At 65.2% G+C, this 16,626-nt stretch carries 14 protein-coding genes; 12 read left to right on the forward strand and 2 right to left on the reverse strand.

Going from position 1 to position 16,626, the window contains the following annotated elements:
* Positions 1 to 34: 34 nt before the first annotated feature.
* Together AC1MHZ_RS07095 and AC1MHZ_RS07100 are read left to right on the forward strand one after the other, a co-directional pair.
* A complete protein-coding gene (locus AC1MHZ_RS07095) occupies positions 35 to 2,071 on the forward strand; it encodes an oxidoreductase (RefSeq protein ID WP_482966169.1) in 2,037 nt (678 codons plus the stop codon).
* A 66-nt stretch (positions 2,072 to 2,137) separates the two neighbouring features.
* Complete coding sequence (locus AC1MHZ_RS07100; RefSeq protein ID WP_465001866.1) at positions 2,138 to 3,034, forward strand: 1-aminocyclopropane-1-carboxylate deaminase/D-cysteine desulfhydrase; 897 nt, start codon at positions 2,138 to 2,140, stop codon at positions 3,032 to 3,034.
* Here AC1MHZ_RS07100 and AC1MHZ_RS07105 read toward each other — a convergent pair.
* Both AC1MHZ_RS07105 and AC1MHZ_RS07110 read right to left on the reverse strand, forming a co-directional pair.
* Positions 3,025 to 3,570, reverse strand: a complete 546-nt coding sequence (locus AC1MHZ_RS07105) for a cytochrome b (RefSeq protein WP_465001867.1) — start codon at positions 3,568 to 3,570, stop codon at positions 3,025 to 3,027. The genes AC1MHZ_RS07100 and AC1MHZ_RS07105 overlap by 10 nt on opposite strands.
* Before the next feature lie 164 nt (positions 3,571 to 3,734).
* Complete coding sequence (locus AC1MHZ_RS07110; RefSeq protein ID WP_465001868.1) at positions 3,735 to 4,724, reverse strand: DUF1853 family protein; 990 nt, start codon at positions 4,722 to 4,724, stop codon at positions 3,735 to 3,737.
* A gap of 57 nt (positions 4,725 to 4,781) precedes the next feature.
* Here AC1MHZ_RS07110 and AC1MHZ_RS07115 point away from each other — a divergent pair, with 57 nt between their 5' ends.
* From AC1MHZ_RS07115 to AC1MHZ_RS07160, 10 genes are all read left to right on the forward strand, one after another.
* Positions 4,782 to 5,672 (forward strand): NAD(+) kinase, encoded by an 891-nt coding sequence (locus tag AC1MHZ_RS07115; RefSeq protein WP_084855071.1) that lies wholly within the window; start codon positions 4,782 to 4,784, stop codon positions 5,670 to 5,672.
* On the forward strand, positions 5,672 to 6,643 hold the full coding sequence (locus AC1MHZ_RS07120; protein WP_465001869.1) for a metallophosphoesterase: 972 nt from the start codon (positions 5,672 to 5,674) through the stop codon (positions 6,641 to 6,643). Before AC1MHZ_RS07115 ends, AC1MHZ_RS07120 begins: the two co-directional genes overlap by 1 nt.
* Positions 6,640 to 7,515, forward strand: coding sequence for a rhomboid family intramembrane serine protease (locus AC1MHZ_RS07125; RefSeq protein ID WP_465001870.1), 876 nt, complete (start codon positions 6,640 to 6,642; stop codon positions 7,513 to 7,515). The genes AC1MHZ_RS07120 and AC1MHZ_RS07125 overlap by 4 nt, the downstream gene beginning before the upstream one ends.
* Before the next feature lie 13 nt (positions 7,516 to 7,528).
* Positions 7,529 to 7,789, forward strand: a complete 261-nt coding sequence (locus AC1MHZ_RS07130) for a YeaC family protein (protein ID WP_084855074.1) — start codon at positions 7,529 to 7,531, stop codon at positions 7,787 to 7,789.
* Positions 7,786 to 8,616 carry a DUF2797 domain-containing protein gene (locus AC1MHZ_RS07135; RefSeq protein ID WP_084855075.1) on the forward strand — a complete coding sequence of 277 codons (831 nt, stop codon included), beginning with the start codon at positions 7,786 to 7,788 and terminating at the stop codon, positions 8,614 to 8,616. The genes AC1MHZ_RS07130 and AC1MHZ_RS07135 overlap by 4 nt, the downstream gene beginning before the upstream one ends.
* A 13-nt stretch (positions 8,617 to 8,629) precedes the next feature.
* The gene (gene pepN / locus AC1MHZ_RS07140; RefSeq protein WP_465001871.1) at positions 8,630 to 11,287 is read left to right on the forward strand and encodes an aminopeptidase N; all 2,658 of its coding nucleotides are present in this window, start codon (positions 8,630 to 8,632) and stop codon (positions 11,285 to 11,287) included.
* Positions 11,288 to 11,571: 284 nt separating this feature from the next.
* Complete coding sequence (locus tag AC1MHZ_RS07145; protein ID WP_437176848.1) at positions 11,572 to 12,585, forward strand: WD40/YVTN/BNR-like repeat-containing protein; 1,014 nt, start codon at positions 11,572 to 11,574, stop codon at positions 12,583 to 12,585.
* A complete protein-coding gene (locus AC1MHZ_RS07150; protein WP_084855078.1) occupies positions 12,582 to 14,984 on the forward strand; it encodes an efflux RND transporter permease subunit in 2,403 nt (800 codons plus the stop codon). Before AC1MHZ_RS07145 ends, AC1MHZ_RS07150 begins: the two co-directional genes overlap by 4 nt.
* Before the next feature lie 165 nt (positions 14,985 to 15,149).
* A complete protein-coding gene (locus tag AC1MHZ_RS07155) occupies positions 15,150 to 15,437 on the forward strand; it encodes a DUF5629 family protein (protein ID WP_084855079.1) in 288 nt (95 codons plus the stop codon).
* Positions 15,403 to 16,527, forward strand: coding sequence for a lactonase family protein (locus AC1MHZ_RS07160; RefSeq protein ID WP_084855080.1), 1,125 nt, complete (start codon positions 15,403 to 15,405; stop codon positions 16,525 to 16,527). Before AC1MHZ_RS07155 ends, AC1MHZ_RS07160 begins: the two co-directional genes overlap by 35 nt.
* Positions 16,528 to 16,626 lie beyond the last annotated feature (99 nt).

Raw genomic sequence — 16,626 nt, forward strand, 5'->3', positions numbered from 1 at the left:
CATACCGTGATCACGCCTGATAGGGAGTTCATCCATGGCTGCCGACCGTTACCCGCACTTGCTGGCCCCGCTGGACCTGGGCTTCACCACCCTGCGCAACCGCACCCTGATGGGCTCGATGCACACCGGCCTGGAAGAGCGCCCGGGCGGCTTCGAGCGCATGGCGGCGTATTTCGCTGAACGTGCCCGCGGCGGCGTTGGCCTGATGGTCACCGGTGGTATCGCGCCGAACGACGAAGGCGGCGTGTATTCCGGCGCGGCCAAGCTCAGTACCGAGGAGGAGGCCGACAAGCACCGGATCGTCACCGAGGCCGTGCATGCCGCGGGTGGCAAGATCTGCCTGCAGATCCTCCACGCCGGGCGTTACGCCTATAGCCCCCGCCAGGTCGCGCCCAGCGCCATCCAGGCGCCGATCAACCCCTTCAAACCCAAGGAACTGGACGAGCAGGGCATCGAAAAGCAGATCGCAGACTTCGTCAACTGTGCCACGCTGGCCCAGCGCGCGGGCTACGATGGCGTCGAGATCATGGGGTCGGAAGGCTACTTCATCAACCAGTTCCTCGCCGCCCATACCAATCAGCGTACCGACCGTTGGGGCGGCAGCTACGAGAACCGCATGCGCCTGGCCGTGGAAATCGTGCGCCGGGTGCGTGACGCAGTAGGGACCGAATTCATCATCATCTTCCGCCTGTCGATGCTCGACCTGGTGGAAGGGGGCAGCACCTGGGACGAGATCGTGCAACTGGCCAAGGCCATCGAGCAGGCCGGGGCTACCTTGATCAACACCGGTATCGGCTGGCACGAGGCGCGTATTCCGACCATTGCCACCAAGGTGCCGCGCGCGGCTTTCACCAAAGTGACCGCCAAGTTGCGTGGCGCTGTGAGCATTCCGCTGATCACCACCAACCGCATCAACACCCCCGAGGTGGCCGAAGCAGTGCTGGCCGAGGGCGATGCTGACATGGTGTCCATGGCCCGGCCTTTCCTGGCTGACCCGGAGTTCGTCAACAAGGCCGCCGCAGGCCACAGCGACGAGATCAACACCTGCATCGGTTGTAACCAGGCCTGCCTGGACCACACCTTCGCGGGCAAGCTCACCAGTTGCCTGGTCAACCCTCGTGCCTGCCACGAGACCGAGCTCAACTACCTCCCAGTCACCCAGATCAAGCGCATCGCCGTGGTCGGTGCGGGCCCCGCAGGTCTGGCCGCGGCTACCGTGGCCGCCGAACGCGGCCACCAAGTGACGCTGTTCGACAGTGCCAGTGAAATCGGCGGGCAGTTCAATGTCGCCAAACGTGTGCCTGGCAAGGAAGAGTTCCATGAAACCCTGCGTTACTTCCGCAACAAGGTGGCGCGCACCGGTGTCGACCTGCGCCTGAATACTCGGGTCGGGGTCGATGAGTTGGTGGCGGGCGGTTTTGATGAAATCATTCTCGCCACCGGCATTAGCCCGCGTACGCCGGCGATTCCGGGCATCGAGCATGCCAAGGTGTTGACCTACCTGGACGTGCTGCTCGAGCGCAAGCCGGTGGGCAAGCGGGTGGCGGTGATCGGTGCGGGGGGGATCGGCTTCGACGTGTCCGAGTATCTGGTGCATGAGGGCGTGGCCACCAGCCAGGACCGCCAGGCGTTCTGGAAGGAGTGGGGCATCGATACCCGTCTCGAGGCCCGGGGCGGCGTCGCAGGCATCAAGGCCGAACCGCACGCGCCGGCCCGCCAGGTGTACCTGCTGCAGCGCAAGAAATCCAAGGTGGGCGATGGCCTGGGCAAGACCACCGGTTGGATCCACCGCACGGGCCTGAAGAACAAGCAGGTGCAGATGCTCAACAGCGTCGAGTACCTGGCGATCGACAACGATGGCCTGCATGTACGCATCGGTGAGGGCGAGCCGCACGTGCTGGCGGTGGACAACGTGGTGATCTGCGCGGGCCAGGAACCGTTGCGCGAGTTGTACGACGGGTTGGTGGCGGCGGGGCAATCGGTGCATTTGATCGGCGGCGCCGATGTGGCGGCGGAGCTCGATGCCAAGCGGGCGATCAACCAGGGGTCGAGGTTGGCTGCGCAGTTGTGATCGGCCGGTTGGAACGGGCCGCTGTGCGGCCCAATCGCCGGGCCAGGCTGTTGATATACTCGCCCGATGTCCGAAACCTTCGCCAACCTTCCCCAAGCTCCGTTGCAACCATTGCCCTTGCCCTGGCTCGACCAAGCCGGTGTCGAGGTCGCGGTGCTGCGCCTGGACCTCATCGACCCGCTGGTCAGTGGCAACAAATGGTTCAAGCTGCGCCATCACCTGCTCGAGGCCCAGGCCGCCGGCGCACCGGGCCTGATCAGCCTGGGGGGCAATCATTCCAATCATCTTCATGCCCTGGCAGCAGCAGGCAAGCGCTTCGGCTTCGCCACCGCCGGGCTGTTGCGTGGCCACGCGCAGGACACCCCCACGGTGCGTGACTTGCAAGCCTTGGGCATGGAGTTGCACTGGCTGGGCTATGGCGGTTACCGCGAACGTCACCAGGCAGGCTTTTGGGCGCCCTGGCAAGCACGTTACCCGGGCTGGCAATGCATTCCCGAAGGCGGTGCCGGGCTGGCCGGTGCCGAGGGCTGCCGGTTGATCGTCGAGCAGGCGAGGGCGCAGCTGGGAAGCATGGGCTGGGCAGGCCATGACGGGTGGTGGCTGGCGGTCGGCACGGGTACCACTCTGGCGGGCCTGGTGCTCGCCGAAGCTGGCGGCCGGACGGTACATGGCGCATTGGCAGTGCCGCGTGGCCATGGCGTCGAGCAGAACCTCGCCGGGCTGGTGTACGGCGGCCATGAACTGCACGACGCCTGCCGGGGCGGGTTCGGTCGCTTCGACGATGAACTGCTGGCCTTCATCGACGAGAGCGAGCGTCACAGCGGCGTGCCGCTGGAGGCCGTATACACCGGCAAGGCCTTGATGGCCTTGCGAGACCAGGTCGCGGCCGGGCGCTTTGCGCCTGGCACGCGCCTGATCTTCCTGCATACCGGTGGGCTGCAGGGGCGTCGCGGCTACCGGTGAGGCAGCATGCGCACCAGCGTGTTGTCGCGCTGGACGTAGTGATGGTAGAGGCCGGCCACGGCGTGCACGCCGATCAGCCAGTAACCCCAGCTACCGATGCGTTCATGCCAGCCTTTGATGAACTTGGCCAGGTCTGTATCCGGGGCGGTCAATGCCGGAAGCTCGAGGCCGTAGAAGGGGATCGGCTTGTCGGCGGCGCTCAGGATCAACCAGCCTGCCACGGGCAGGCCGATCATCATCAGGTACAGCAGTACGTGCACCAGGTGCGCCAGGCCCGTCTGCCAGGCCGGTGGCTTGGGCAGGATCGGCGGGGCAGGGCGGATCAGGCGCATGGCCAGGCGCAGCCAGACCAGGATGAACACCGTCAGGCCCAGCATGAAGTGCAGGTCCTTCATCAGGTTGCGTTCGGCGCTGTCCTTGGGAAACAGGCCGCGCAGCTCGATGGTGGCATAGACGGCGGCCAGCAGTACCAGCATGAGCCAGTGCAGGGTGATCGAGAGGCGCGCGTAGTGCGTCGAGGGGGCGGGTGAAACCATGGGTAGTCCTCATCATCAGGGCGGGGGAGCGCTCTTTGTGGCGCTTGATTGCAACTCTAATCGTTCGCTGAGGATTTTTCTTTGAGCCAGGTCTTTGAAATTGATCTTGGCAATGCTGGCCCAATCGCAGGCCAAGCCCGCTCCTACAGGAGCAGTGACAGCCATCAAGCCGGTAGGTAGGGCCAATCATCCGCGACCAGGAACAAGCGCTCGGCTTCCTCCCAGTTACCGTTTCCGGCGTCTTCCAAACGGACCAGCATGTGCGCCGGCGCCTGGCTATCCAGTTCGCCAAGCCAAGCGTCGAATTGCATAGGCGACCAGCACGCGTGCGCCTCGATCCGCGCAGGCGCCAGCCAGGCTTGCCGGGCCAGAGGCTGCCAGCGCCCGGCGGGGCTGGCTTGCCGGTAACTGTCCCAATCGCTTCGATGCAGCCAGCGCCCACGCAGATGGTGTGGATCGGCGCCGACCGGCGCTTGCGCATGCCTCGGCCAGGGGTAGAACAGGTAGCCACCGAGCCAGGCATGCGCATGAACCTCGCTCACGCCTAGCAGCGCCAGGGCCGTGCGGCTCTGGGCACTGGCCGAAATGGGCAGTTGGTGCCCGGCCAGGTGGTTCAGCTTGCGGTCCAGCCGGTCGTGGCAGCCCGGGCCCAGCCAATGCGCCGGGTCGTGGCCATCCCCGCCAGGTGGCCCGAGGTAGAGCTTGATGGCCAGTTCCAGATGGTGCACACCCTCTCGGTCACGCAGGATGATATCCAGCTCCCCGAGGGTATGCCCGCCTTCACGGATCGGCAGGTTGGCCGCCAGCAACTCGATGCCGGGCGCCTGGCCCAGGGCGAACTGCCACAGGCTTTCGTAGTACAGGCCCAGGCGGTGGCTGGTGAGGCGGGCGAGCCAGTCGCGCAGCGGCCGGTCGTTCTGATCCAGCGCCAGCAACCATTGGCGCAGGCGCGCGGGGTCATGCGCCCAGGCACTGGCGGCCAGCGGGTGGCGTTGCGCGCAGGGCGGCTGGCCGAGCAAAGGTGGCGACACCAATACCCATGCCAGGTCGCGCACCGCAGGGCGGCGCAGTTGGCAGGGCAGGGCGTGAAGATCGGCGAACGGCATCATCCCGCGAGCATAGCCGGTTTGCCGCTGGCCGGTCGTTTCGCCCATAATCCCCGAGGCCGCACCGGCCACCCGTCACCCGCCGCAGAGCCTCGCAGGAGCCCCATGGAGCAATTTCGCAATATCGGTATCATCGGACGCCTTGGCAGCTCCCAGGTGCTCGACACCATTCGCCGGCTGAAAAAATTCCTGCTCGAGCGCCACCTGCACGTGATCCTCGAGGACACCATCGCCGAAGTGCTGCCCGGCCATGGTCTGCAGACCTCCACGCGCAAGCTGCTGGGCGAGGTGTGCGACCTGGTCATCGTGGTCGGTGGCGACGGCAGCCTGCTGGGCGCAGCCCGCGCCCTGGCCCGGCACAACATCCCGGTGCTGGGCATCAACCGTGGCAGCCTGGGGTTCCTCACCGACATTCGCCCCGATGAGCTCGAGGTCAAGGTCGCCGAGGTGCTCGACGGCCATTACCTGGTGGAAAACCGCTTCCTGCTCCAGGCCGAGGTGCGCCGCCACAACGAGGCCATAGGCCAGGGCGATGCGCTCAACGACGTGGTGCTGCACCCGGGCAAGTCGACGCGGATGATCGAATTCGAAATCTACATCGATGGCCAGTTCGTCTGCAGCCAGAAGGCCGACGGCCTGATCGTCGCCACCCCCACCGGCTCCACCGCCTACGCGTTATCCGCTGGCGGGCCGATCATGCACCCCAAGCTCGACGCCATCGTCATCGTGCCGATGTACCCGCACACCCTCTCCGGGCGGCCGATCGTGGTGGACGGCAACAGCGAACTGAAGATCGTGGTGTCGCAAGACCTGACGATCTACCCGCAGGTGTCCTGCGATGGCCAGAACCATTTCACCTGCGCGCCGGGCGATACCATCACGGTGTGCAAGAAACCGCAGAAGCTGCGCCTGATCCATCCGCTGGACCACAACTACTACGAGGTCTGCCGCACCAAACTCGGCTGGGGCAGCCGTTTGGGTGGTGGAGGCGACTGATGCTCGATCCGGCGCGAAGTTTCGACATCATCGGCGATGTCCACGGTTGTGCCCTGACCCTGGAACGCCTGCTCGACACCCTTGGCTACAAGCGCATCGGCGGTGTCTGGCGCCACCCGTGGCGCCAGGCGCTGTTCCTGGGCGACATCGTCGACCGCGGCCCGCGTATCCGCGAGGCGCTGCACATCGTCCATGACATGGTCGAGGCCGGCCAAGGGGTCTGCATCATGGGCAACCATGAATACAACGCCCTGGCTTGGGTCACCCCGGCGTTGCCCGGCAGTGGCAAGGCCTACGTGCGCGAGCATACGCCCCGCCATGCCCGCCTGATCGACGAAACCCTGACCCAGTTCGCCCAGCACCCGGGCGACTGGCATGACTTCCTCGAGTGGTTCTACACCTTGCCGCTGTTCGTCGACGCTGGCCGTTTCCGCCTGGTGCATGCCTGCTGGGACCCTCGCCTGATCGAGCCGCTGCGCCGGGAATACCCCGACGGGTGCATCGACGAACACTTCATCCAGGCCTCGGCGGTGTCCGGCAGCTTCGCCGCCACCGTGTGCAACCGCCTGCTGCGCGGCACCGACATGCGCCTGCCGGACGGCCTGACGCTGACCGGTGGCGATGGCCTGACCCGTGCCTTCTTCCGCACCAAGTTCTGGGAAGAAGACCCACAGACCTACGGAGATATCGTGTTCCAGCCCGACGCCCTGCCCGAGGAAGTGGCCCGCACACCCTTGAGCCACAGCGAGAAGAATGCCCTGCTGCGTTACGGCGAGGACGAGCCTTTGCTGTTCGTCGGCCATTACTGGCGCAGCGGCCGACCCGCGCCGATCCGCGCCAACCTGGCCTGCCTGGACTACAGCGCGGTGCTCTACGGCAAGCTGGCGGCCTACCGCCTGGACGACGAAACCCGCATCGACCCGCACAAGTTCGTCTGGGTCGATGTCGACCGCCCGCAGGCCAACCAATGAACGTGGTCGAGGCGATGCGCCTGCCGCTGGCAGTGGACCTGGGCGGTTTCGTGCGGATGCTGCGGCGTCTGCAGGTGCCGCACCGGGTGGTCGAGGAGGGCCAGGAGCAGGTGCTCTGGGTGCCCGAGTCGCTGGCCGACGACGTGCGCCAGTTGTACCAGCGCTTCCCCGAAGGCAACGATGACCTGGACATCGAAGGTGCGGGCCTACCCGCGAACGGTCCGGCCCAGCCATCCCTCGCCGATCAGGCCCGCGCCTGCAAGGTCACTGCCGCCATATTGCTGTTGTGCCTGGTGGTGGCCGGCGTGACCGGCCTGGGTGACAACCTGTCGACCATCGGTTGGTTCACCTTCCTGGAATTCCGTGTGCAGGGCGAGTACCTGTACTTCACCCCGCTGGCCCAGGGCCTGGCCGAAGGGCAATGGTGGCGCCTGGTATCGCCCATGCTGCTGCATTTCGGCGTCCTGCACCTGGCGATGAACGCCCTCTGGTACTGGGAGCTGGGCAAGCGCATCGAACTGCGCCAAGGCCCATGGATGCTGCTGGGCCTGACCCTGGTGTTCAGCCTGGTCTCGAACCTTGCCCAGCACTACACCAGCGGCCCCAGCCTGTTCGGCGGTTTGTCCGGCGTGCTCTATGGCCTGCTCGGGCACGTGTGGCTGTACCAGTGGCTGGCGCCCAACCCCCTGTTCAGCCTGCCCAAGGGCGTGCTGGTGATGATGCTCATCTGGCTGTTGGTGTGCCTGACGGGTGTGGTCGGCCAGCTCGGCTTCGGCCAGGTCGCCAATGCCGCCCACGTCGGCGGGCTGCTCATCGGATGCCTGACCGGGCTCTTGGGCGGGGCGCTGGCACGGCGTAAACTGTCGGCCTGATTGAGGAGACGCTATGTCCACGTTCGCGCAAATGATCCAGAACATCACCCCCGAAATCTACGAAAGCCTGAAGCTGGCCGTGGAAATCGGCAAATGGGCCGACGGCCGCAAGCTGACCCCGGAGCAGAAGGAACTGTCCCTGCAGGCGGTGATCGCCTGGGAGATGAAGAACCTGCCCGAGGAGCAGCGTACCGGCTACATGGGCCCCCAGGAGTGCGCGTCGAAGTCGGCACCGGTCCCCAACATCCTGTTCAAATCGGACTCGGTACATTGATCGAACTCGCTCGTGGCTCTTTGAGCAAGATGGCGGTGCGCCTGGAAGCACCGGTCGTTCAATACAGTTTCCGCCTGGGTGAGGAGCAGGTGCCGGTCAACCCGCTGATCGGGTCCACCGTGCGCCTGGAATACCTTGGCGCCATCCATTGCACCCATTGCGGCAAGCGCACCAAGACCAGCTTCAGCCAGGGCTATTGCTACCCCTGCATGACCAAGCTGGCCCAGTGCGACGTGTGCATCATGGCCCCGGAAAAATGCCATTACGACGCCGGCACCTGTCGCGAGCCGTCGTGGGGCGAACAGTTCTGCATGACCGACCATGTGGTGTACCTGGCCAACTCGTCGGGTATCAAGGTCGGCATCACCCGTGCCACGCAACTGCCTACGCGCTGGCTCGACCAGGGCGCCAGCCAGGCCCTGCCGATCATGCGCGTGGCCACCCGGCAGCAGTCGGGCCTGGTCGAAGACCTGCTGCGCAGCCAGGTGCCGGACCGCACCAACTGGCGCACGCTGCTCAAGGGCGATGCCGAGGTGCTCGACCTGCCGGCCATCCGTGAGCAGATCTTCGATGCCTGTGCCGAGGGCCTGCGCGGCCTGCAGGCGCGCTTCGGCCTGCAGGCCATCCAGCCGGTACCCGATGCCGAGGTGGTCCAGATGCGCTACCCGGTCGAGGCCTACCCGAAAAAAATCGTCAGCTTCAACCTCGACAAGGACCCGGTGGCCGAAGGCACGCTGCTGGGCATCAAGGGCCAGTACCTGATCTTCGACACCGGCGTGATCAACATTCGCAAGTACACGGCCTACCAGTTGGCCGTGCACCAGTAAAAGGACCAGCACTATGCGTACCGAACAACCGCAAGTGATCTACCTCAAGGACTACCAGGCGCCCGAGTACCTGATCGACGAGACGCACCTGACCTTCGAGCTGTTCGAGGACCACAGCCTGGTCCATGCGCAGCTGGTCATGCGCCGCAACCCGGCGCGCGGCGCCGGCCTGCCGCCACTGGTGCTCGACGGCCAGCAACTGGAGCTGCTGAGCGTGCAGCTCGATGACCAGGCCCTGGCCGCCGGCGACTACCAGCTCGACGACGACAGCCTGACCCTGCAGCCCAAGGCCGAGCGCTTCACCCTCGACACCAGCGTGCGGATCCACCCGGAAAGCAACACGGCCCTCGAAGGCCTGTACAAGTCCGGCAAGATGTTCTGCACCCAGTGCGAGGCCGAGGGGTTCCGCAAGATCACCTACTACCTCGATCGCCCGGACGTGATGAGCACCTTCACCACTACGGTGATCGCCGAGCAGCATCGCTACCCGGTGTTGCTGTCCAACGGTAACCCCGTCGGCAACGGCCCGTCGGAAGATGGCCGCCACTGGGCCACCTGGGAAGACCCGTTCAAGAAGCCGGCCTACCTGTTCGCCCTGGTCGCCGGTGACCTGTGGTGCGTCGAGGACACCTTCACCCGCCAGTCCGGCCGCGATGTGACCCTGCGCATCTATGTCGAGCCCGAGAACATCGACAAGTGCGACCACGCCATGGTCAGCCTGAAGAAGTCCATGCGCTGGGACGAAGAAGTCTATGGCCGCGAGTACGACCTGGACATCTTCATGATCGTCGCAGTCAACGACTTCAACATGGGCGCCATGGAAAACAAGGGCCTGAACATCTTCAACTCCAGCTGTGTGCTGGCCCGGGCCGAGACCGCCACCGATGCCGCCCACCAGCGCGTCGAAGGCGTGGTGGCCCACGAGTACTTCCATAACTGGTCGGGCAACCGCGTGACCTGCCGCGACTGGTTCCAGCTGTCGCTCAAGGAAGGCTTCACGGTGTTCCGCGATGCCGAGTTCAGTGCCGACATGAACTCGCGTACGGTCAAGCGCATCGAGGACGTGGCCTACCTGCGTACCCACCAGTTCGCCGAGGACGCTGGCCCCATGGCCCACCCGGTGCGCCCGGACAGCTTCATCGAGATTTCCAACTTCTACACCCTGACTGTGTACGAGAAGGGTGCCGAGGTGGTGCGCATGGTGCGTACCCTGCTGGGCGCGGAGGGCTTCCGCAAGGGCAGCGACCTGTACTTCGAGCGCCACGATGGCCAGGCGGTGACCACCGACGATTTCATCAAGGCCATGGAAGACGCCAACGGTGTCGACTTCACACAGTTCAAGCGCTGGTACAACCAGGCCGGCACCCCGCGCCTGGAGGTCAGCGAAGCCTATGACGCCGCGGCCCAGCGCTACAGCCTGACCTTCCGCCAGAGCTGCCCGCAGACCCCGGACAAAGCCCAGAAGCTGCCGTTCGTGATCCCGGTCGAGCTGGGCCTGCTCGATGCCCAGGGCAACGACCTGCCACTGCGCCTGGCTGGCGAAGCCGCGCCACAGGGCACAAGCCGCGTACTGTCGGTGACCGAGGCCGAGCAGACCTTCACCTTCGAAGGCATCGCGGCCAAGCCGCTGCCCTCGTTGCTGCGCGGCTTCAGCGCGCCGGTCAAGCTGAGCTTCCCCTACGACCGCGACCAGCTGATGTTCCTCATGCAGCACGACAGCGACGGTTTCAACCGCTGGGAGGCGGGGCAGCAACTGTCGGTGCAGGTGTTGCAGGAGCTGATCGGCCAGCATCAGCGCGGCGAGGCGCTCAAGCTCGACCAGCGCCTGATCACGGCGCTGGGCACCGTGCTGGGCAACGCGTCGCTGGACGCGGCGATGGTCGCCGAAATGCTCTCGCTGCCAGGCGAGGCGTACCTGACCGAGATCAGCCAGGTGGCCGACGTCGAGGCCATCCACGCTGCCCGTGAGTTCGCCCGCAGGCAAATCGCCGAGCAACTGTTCGATGCCCTGTGGGCGCGCTACCAGGCCAACCGCGAGGTGTCGGCGAAAACCGCCTATGTCGCCGAGGCCGAGCACTTCGCCCGGCGCAGCCTGCAGAACATCGCCCTGTCGTACCTGATGCTCAGCGGCAAGCCAGAGGTGCTGGCGGCAACGCTGGAGCAGTTCGACCAGTGCGACAACATGACCGAGCGCCTCACCGCCCTGGCGGTGCTGGTCAACTCGCCGTTCGAAGCCGAGCGCGCCAAGGCCCTGGACGCCTTCGCCGAGCACTTCAAGGACAACCCGCTGGTCATGGACCAGTGGTTCAGCGTGCAGGCGGCCAGCCCCCTGCCGGGCGGCCTGGCGCGGGTCAAGGCGCTGATGCAGCACCCGGCCTTCACCTTGAAGAACCCGAACAAGGTGCGCGCGCTGATCGGTGCCTTCGCCGGGCAGAACCTGGTGAACTTCCATGCCGCCGACGGCTCGGGCTACCGCTTCCTGGCGGACCTGGTGATCGAGCTCAACGCCCTCAACCCACAGATCGCTTCGCGCCAGCTGGCGCCGCTGACCCGCTGGCGCAAGTATGACGATGCACGCCAGGCGTTGATGCGTGGCGAGCTGGAGCGGATCCTGGCGTCTGGGGCGTTGTCCAGCGATGTGTATGAAGTGGTGAGCAAGAGCTTGGCATAAGGCCCAGGGGCCGCTTGGCGGCCCTTTCGCGGGGCAAGCCCGCTCCTACAGTGGTACAGCGCGGCCTTCAGGGTGGTGCGGTCCGGTGTAGGCGCGGGCTTGCCCCGCGATGCTTTCGAGTGCTTAACAAAACATAACGTCCCGCTCGTTGTCTTCCCGCCGATAACCCCGATACGATGGCCCCAAAGCTATTGCAGGGCTCTGGAACAGGCTTTTCGCAGTACCTGGCAATAGATTGACCCACTACAAGAACACAACAGGGGGCGATCATGACGGATCGGGTGATGGCGCAAGCCAGGCGCGGTGCCTGGCCGCTGGCGGCCAGTGCGCTGCTGGCGTTGGCGTTGGCGACAGGAGCAGGGGGTGCACGAGCCGCGGCGGCCGAGGAGTATTCGGTGGAGTCGGCGCGGGCCAGCCAGAGCCTGCTGATCGATGTCGTCCATGCCGGCAAGCGGCTGGTGGTGGTCGGCGACCGGGGCCATATCCTGTTCTCCGACGACCAGGGCAAGACCTGGGCCCAGGCCCGGGTACCCACCCGTCAACTGCTCACCGCCGTGTTCTTCCTCGACGACAAGCGTGGCTGGGCCGTCGGTCATGACGCTCAGGTGCTGGCCAGCAACGATGGTGGCGCCACCTGGAGCAAGCAGTTCGAAGACCTCGCCCGCGAGGCGCCCCTGCTCGATGTCGCCTTCCTCGACGCCCAGCACGGTTTCGCCGTCGGCGCCTATGGCGCATTGCTCGAGACCACCGATGGTGGCCAGCATTGGCAGGACATCGGCGAGCGCCTGGACAACCCCGACCAGCTGCACCTGAACGCCATCGCCCAGGTCAAGGATGCCGGCCTGTTCATCGTCGGCGAGCAGGGCAGCATGTTCCGCTCCAGCGATAACGGCCAGAGCTGGTCCGTGGTCCAGAGTCCCTACGAGGGGTCGCTGTTCGGCGTGATCGGCACCACCCAGGCGCGCACCCTGCTGGCCTATGGCCTGCGCGGCAACCTGCTGCGCTCCACCGATTTCGGCGATACCTGGCAACCGATCCCGCTCAAGACCGCCCGCGGCCCATTCGAGTTCGGCCTGGCAAGCGCTACGCTTCTGGAAGATGGCAGCCTGGTGCTGGTGGGTAACAGTGGCAGCGTGTTGCGCAGCCAGGATGACGGCCAGAGCTTCTCGGTCTACAACCGCGCCGACCGCATCGCCTTGTCGGCTGCCACGGGTCTTGCCGACGGCGGCTTGCTGCTGGTCGGGCAGGGCGGGGTGCACCTGGCCACTGCCCAGGGCGCCGAGGAGGTGCAGCCATGACCAGCCGGGAGAGCTTCGACATGCACCAGCAACACCATCAGGACAAGGCCACCCTGCTCGAGCGGCTGATCTTCAACAACCGGCCGGTGGTCATTGCCCTGTGCCTGCTGGTGAGCATCTTCCTGTTCTGGCAGGCCACGCAGATCCGCCCGTCCACCAGCTTCGAGAAGATGATCCCGCTGCAGCACCCGTTCATCGAACAGATGATCGAGCACCGCAACGACCTGGCCAACCTTGGCAACACCGTGCGTATCTCGGTAGAGGCGGTCAATGGCGATATCTTCGACAAGGACTACATGGAGACCCTGCGCCAGATCCACGACGAGGTCTTCTACATACCTGGCGTCGACCGTGCGGGGCTCAAGTCGCTGTGGAGCCCGGCGGTGCGCTGGACCGAGGTCACCGAAGACGGTTTCGCCGGCGGCGAGGTGATCCCCAACACCTACAACGGCTCGGCGCAAAGCCTCGAGGAGCTGCGCGACAACGTGCTCAAGTCCGGCCAGGTCGGGCGCCTGGTGGCCAACAACTTCAAGTCCAGCATCGTCGACGTGCCGTTGATGGAGAGCTACCCGGACCCACAGGACCAGAGCAAGCAGGTCAAGCTCGACTACCAGCAGTTCTCCCACCAGCTGGAAGAGAAGATCCGCGACAAGTTCCAGGCCCAGAACCCCAACGTGAAGGTGCATATCGTCGGCTTCGCCAAGAAGGTCGGTGACCTGATCGACGGTCTGGTGATGGTGGTGATGTTCTTCGGCGTGGCCCTGGCCATCACCTGGGCCTTGCTGTACTGGTTCACCTGGTGCATCCGCAGCACCATCGCGGTCCTTATCACCACCCTGGTGGCGGTGGTCTGGCAACTGGGGTTGATGCATGCAGTGGGCTTCGGGCTGGACCCGTATTCGATGCTGGTGCCGTTCCTGATCTTCGCCATCGGCATCTCCCACGGCGTGCAGAAGATCAACGGTATCGCCTTGCAGTCCAGCGGTGCCGACAATGCCCTGACCGCAGCTCGGCGCACGTTCCGCCAGCTGTTCCTGCCGGGCATGATCGCCATCCTGGCCGACGCCGTGGGCTTCATCACTTTGCTGGTGATCGACATCGGGGTGATCCGCGAGCTGGCCATCGGTGCGTCGATCGGCGTGGCGGTGATCGTCTTCACCAACCTGATCCTGCTGCCGGTGGCGATCTCCTATGTGGGCATCAGCCAGAAGGCCATCGCCCGCAGCAAGAAGGACGCGACCCGCGAACATCCGTTCTGGCGCCTGCTGGCCAATTTCGCCAGCCCCAAGGTGGCGCCGGTGTCCATCGCCCTGGCCCTGGCGGCCTTCGCCGGTGGCCTGTGGTACAGCCAGAACCTGAAGATCGGCGACCTCGACCAGGGCGCGCCGGAGCTGCGTCCGGACTCACGCTACAACCAGGACAACAACTTCATCATCAACAACTACTCCACCAGTTCCGACGTGCTGGTGATCATGGTCAAGACGCCGTCGGAGAGCTGCTCGATCCATTCCACCATGGCGCCGATCGACGAGCTGATGTGGACCATGGAGAACACCCCGGGCGTGCAGTCGGCGATTTCCCTGGTCACCGTGTCCAAGCAGGTGATCAAGGGCATGAACGAGGGCAGCCTGAAATGGGAGACCCTGTCGCGCAACCCGGACGTGCTCAACAACTCCATCGCCCGTGCCGACGGCCTGTACAACGCCGACTGTTCCCTGGCGCCGGTGCTGGTGTTCCTCAACGACCACAAGGCCGAGACCCTGGAGCGCGTGACCTCGGTGGCCAAGGCCTTTGCCGACAGTCACAACAAGGATGGCCTGCAGTTCCTCCTGGCGGCGGGTAATGCCGGCATCGAAGCGGCCACCAACGAGGTGATCAAATCGGCCGAGCTGACCATCCTGGTGCTGGTCTACCTGTGCGTGGCGGTGATGTGCCTGATCACCTTCCGCTCATTCGCCGCGACCCTGTGCATCGTCCTGCCCCTGGTGCTGACCTCGGTGCTGGGCAACGCCCTGATGGCGTTCATGGGCATCGGCGTGAAGGTCGCCACCTTGCCGGTGGTCGCCCTGGGCGTAGGTATCGGCGTGGACTACGGCATCTACATCTACAGCCGCCTGGAGAGCTTCCTGCGTGCCGGCCTGCCGCTGCAGGAGGCCTATTACGAAACCCTGCGGTCGACCGGCAAGGCCGTGCTGTTCACCGGGCTGTGCCTGGCCATCGGCGTGTGCACCTGGATCTTCTCGGCGATCAAGTTCCAGGCCGACATGGGCCTGATGCTGACCTTCATGTTGCTGTGGAACATGTTTGGCGCGCTGTGGCTGCTGCCGGCGCTGGCGCGGTTCCTGATCAAGCCGCAGAAGCTGGCGGGCAAGGTGGGCGGGTCGATCTTCGCCCATTGATCCACACGGGGCCGCCTTGCGGCCCAATCGCCGGCAAGCCGGCTCCCACCGAGATTGCGCCGCTCTCAAGACTTGCGAAATCCCTGTGAGGCCGGCTTGCTGGCGATTGGGCTGCACAGCAGGCCCGGGGTTATACTGGCGCCCCACTTTTTACCTGGTGCTCCAATGTCTTCCCTCGCCACCGCCCTCGCAGCCTGCGACATGCTGCTGATCGACGGGCTCCACGCCTTCGACTTCACCTACGACGACTCAGGCCTTTCGATCGAATGCATGGACGGTCGCCAGCTGCGTCGCTGGCGCTTCACCCCCGAACAAGTGGCCGCTGCCATCGCCGAGGGCGACCAGTGGCGGCTCGCCGATGCCGAAGGCGAGCATCGGCTAGTCTGTATGGATGCCCTGCGCGCTTCGGAAGATGACGATGATGAAGACCTGGAAGAGCCTGCTGGCCGCTAGTCTCATGGGCCTGACAGTGAACAGTCATGCCGCGGTACTGCTCGTTGGCAGCTACACCGACGGTGCCAGCCAAGGGATCTACCGCTACCGCTTCGACAGCGGCCAGGTCGATGCCAAGCCGTTGCAGGTGGTCAAGAGTGTCAGCCCGTCCTGGCTGGTGCTGTCCGCCGACCAGCGCCTGCTGTTCGCGGTCAATGAAACGCCCCAGGGCCAGGTGAGCAGCTTTTCGCTGAATGACAAGGGTGACATCAAGCTGCTCAACCAAGTGGCCAGCCGTGGCGACGAACCGACCCACGCCAGCCTCAGCCATGACCAGCGTTACCTGTTCGTTGCCAACTATGCCGTCGCGCCGGAGCCGGGCGGCAGCCTGACGGTGCTCCCGGTGGCACGCGACGGCAAGCTCAAGGGCGTGGTCCAGCAATTGCGCCATGCGCCCAGCAAGGTCAACCCCGAGCGCCAGGCCGGGGCCCATGTGCATTCGGTGGTATTCTCGCCCGAAGGCCGTCACCTCTATGCCAGCGACCTGGGTGCCGACCAGGTGTTCATCTACCGCTACGACGGGGCCAGCCCCGAGCATCCGCTGAGCCCGGCGATTCCCGCGTCGGTCAGCCTGCCGCCAGGCAGCGGCCCGCGACATCTGCTGTTCGATGCCAAGGGCCGGCACGCCTACCTCACCCTGGAGATGAGCGCCGAGGTGGTGATGTTCGACGTGCAGGACGGCAACCTGGTGGAACGCCAACGCCTGCCCCTGACCGAGCGGCAGGAGGCCGCGGCCAAGGCCGCCGGCGGGCTGCACCTGTCGGCCGACGGGCGCTTCCTGTATGTCAGCAACCGCGGTACCAGCAACGAGATCGTGGCCTACGCGGTCGACAAGCACGATGGCCAGCTGACCCTGTTGCAACGCCGCTCCGTCGAAGGCGACCACCCACGGGAGTTCAGCCTCGACCCCAGCGGCAAATTCCTGTTGGTGGCCAACCAGAAGAGCAACCAGATCGTGGTCCTGCGCCGCGACCCGCGTAGCGGCAAGCTGGGCGAAACCGTGCAGAAACTGGCCCAGGATGCGCCATCGGATCTCAAGTTTCTCGAGTGACCCTCGATTGGATTGAAAAGGCTGGTAATAGCACAACGCCATGTGTTTGAATTTGACGCTGTATTTTTGACTCACGAGAGGTGAAGCATGATGTGGCGT

The organism is Pseudomonas sp. FA-1 (genome assembly GCF_056856075.1).

Excerpts from the sequence above, each read along its gene's own strand:
- AC1MHZ_RS07100 (WP_465001866.1), top strand. The coding sequence starts at position 2,138 with ATGTCCGAAACCTTCGCCAACCTTCCCCAAGCTCCGTTGCAACCATTG.
- AC1MHZ_RS07155 (WP_084855079.1), top strand. The coding sequence starts at position 15,150 with ATGTCTTCCCTCGCCACCGCCCTCGCAGCCTGCGACATGCTGCTGATC.
- AC1MHZ_RS07105 (WP_465001867.1), bottom strand. The coding sequence starts at position 3,570 with ATGGTTTCACCCGCCCCCTCGACGCACTACGCGCGCCTCTCGATCACC.
- AC1MHZ_RS07125 (WP_465001870.1), top strand. The coding sequence starts at position 6,640 with ATGAACGTGGTCGAGGCGATGCGCCTGCCGCTGGCAGTGGACCTGGGC.
- AC1MHZ_RS07145 (WP_437176848.1), top strand. The coding sequence starts at position 11,572 with ATGGCGCAAGCCAGGCGCGGTGCCTGGCCGCTGGCGGCCAGTGCGCTG.
- AC1MHZ_RS07120 (WP_465001869.1), top strand. The coding sequence starts at position 5,672 with ATGCTCGATCCGGCGCGAAGTTTCGACATCATCGGCGATGTCCACGGT.
- AC1MHZ_RS07095 (WP_482966169.1), top strand. The coding sequence starts at position 35 with ATGGCTGCCGACCGTTACCCGCACTTGCTGGCCCCGCTGGACCTGGGC.
- pepN (WP_465001871.1), top strand. The coding sequence starts at position 8,630 with ATGCGTACCGAACAACCGCAAGTGATCTACCTCAAGGACTACCAGGCG.
- AC1MHZ_RS07150 (WP_084855078.1), top strand. The coding sequence starts at position 12,582 with ATGACCAGCCGGGAGAGCTTCGACATGCACCAGCAACACCATCAGGAC.
- AC1MHZ_RS07110 (WP_465001868.1), bottom strand. The coding sequence starts at position 4,724 with ATGGGCGAAACGACCGGCCAGCGGCAAACCGGCTATGCTCGCGGGATG.
- AC1MHZ_RS07115 (WP_084855071.1), top strand. The coding sequence starts at position 4,782 with ATGGAGCAATTTCGCAATATCGGTATCATCGGACGCCTTGGCAGCTCC.
- AC1MHZ_RS07130 (WP_084855074.1), top strand. The coding sequence starts at position 7,529 with ATGTCCACGTTCGCGCAAATGATCCAGAACATCACCCCCGAAATCTAC.
- AC1MHZ_RS07160 (WP_084855080.1), top strand. The coding sequence starts at position 15,403 with ATGATGAAGACCTGGAAGAGCCTGCTGGCCGCTAGTCTCATGGGCCTG.